At 65.2% G+C, this 1,283-nt stretch carries 2 protein-coding genes; both read left to right on the top strand.

Annotated features, from left to right (window positions below; translation table 11 throughout):
- Nucleotides 1–22 precede the first annotated feature (22 nt).
- On the top strand, nt 23–964 hold the full coding sequence (locus JYJ84_RS36910; protein WP_175219994.1) for a helix-turn-helix transcriptional regulator: 942 nt from the start codon (nt 23–25) through the stop codon (nt 962–964).
- A gap of 123 nt (nt 965–1,087) precedes the next feature.
- Nucleotides 1,088–1,283 (top strand): hypothetical protein (locus tag JYJ84_RS36915; protein ID WP_205190326.1); only part of this gene is annotated, 196 nt, incomplete at its 3' end.

Here is a 1,283-nt window from a genome sequence, read left to right on the forward strand (position 1 = left end):
CTGCCTAACCAACGGATCTCCGATGAGCTCGACCTCCTTCGCTTCGTCACGACGTCACCCGCCGGTGCTCGTGCCCGGCAATCATCCGGGCGTGGTGCACATCGACGCGGGCATGAAACTCATGAGCGGCACGCTGTGTTCGGACAGCCGCGACTGGTACGAGGAGCCGCTCGAAAAAGGGCTGAAACTCGTCCTCGTGCAGAGCGGGCAGTTGCGCTGCCGCGTGCCGGGCCAGCCCGAGCAATGCATCAAGGGGCCGGGCCTGTGCGTAATTGCCAACGACGGCGAATTCACGACGCACCAGATCTACGATCGCGATGTGCCGTTGCGTTACACGATCGTGCAGCTCGGCATCGACGCACTCGACCGCAACCTGAGCCTGCTGCCGGAGAAGATGCTCGGTCCGACGGGCGGCGATCCGCGCATCGTCAGTTGCCCGGCGTCGAAGGCGCTGCAGGCGCTTGCGGTGCAGATCGCGACGTGCCAGTTCGAGGGCGCGGTGCGCGAGTACTACCTGAAGGCCAAGGCCTTCGAGCTGACCGCGCTGAGCGCGCAGTTGCTGGCGACGCAGCGGCAGTTCGCGCCGGTCGACGTGCGCGTCACGTCGTCGGACGTCGAGCGCGTGTATGCGGCGAGCGACATCCTGACGCGCGAGCTGCAGCAGCCGCCGACGCTCGACGCGCTCGCGGGCCGTGTCGGGATGAATTCGCGCAAGCTGACGGCCGGTTTCCGCAAGGTGTTTGGCGCGAGCGTGTATGCGTACCTGCAGGAATACCGGTTGCGGACCGCACACGCGATGCTGTGCGCGGAGGACGCGAACGTGTCGACCGTCGCGTACCGCGTCGGCTACAGCCCCGCGCATTTTTCGATTGCGTTCCGCAAGCGCTACGGCATTTCGCCGAGCGATATTCGTGCGTCGTCGAACGCGATCGACGACGTCGAACCGGAGCGCGCGGCAATCTAAAACAACTGACCGGCAGCCTAAAACAATCGACCGTGTTCATGGGTGTGGGTGAGATAGATTTTCATCCACGGGTGGCCGCTACCGCGCGGATCCGCCATCGAACGACCCATGCAAGGCGTGCTCATGAGCCAGACCGCTGTCGATTCCAGAATCGACCATTCCTGTTTTTCTCCCATTGCCTTTCGCTCGCAGTTCGTCGCGATGATCGCGGCGTTGCCGCTCGTCCGTTCGCCGGAAACGGTCCGCGTGCCGCGCTTCAGCCGCGTCGCGCATGCGCCGGGCGCGGCCGAACTCGCGTGCCTGCACGCCCGCAACTGGC

Origin of the sequence: Burkholderia sp. LMG 13014, assembly GCF_905232215.1 — a bacterium.
In the GTDB taxonomy this organism is placed as follows: domain Bacteria; phylum Pseudomonadota; class Gammaproteobacteria; order Burkholderiales; family Burkholderiaceae; genus Burkholderia.

Bases quoted from the DNA above. Each gene is read 5' to 3' on its own strand.
- JYJ84_RS36910 (WP_175219994.1), top strand. From the start codon at position 23: ATGAGCTCGACCTCCTTCGCTTCGTCACGACGTCACCCGCCGGTGCTC.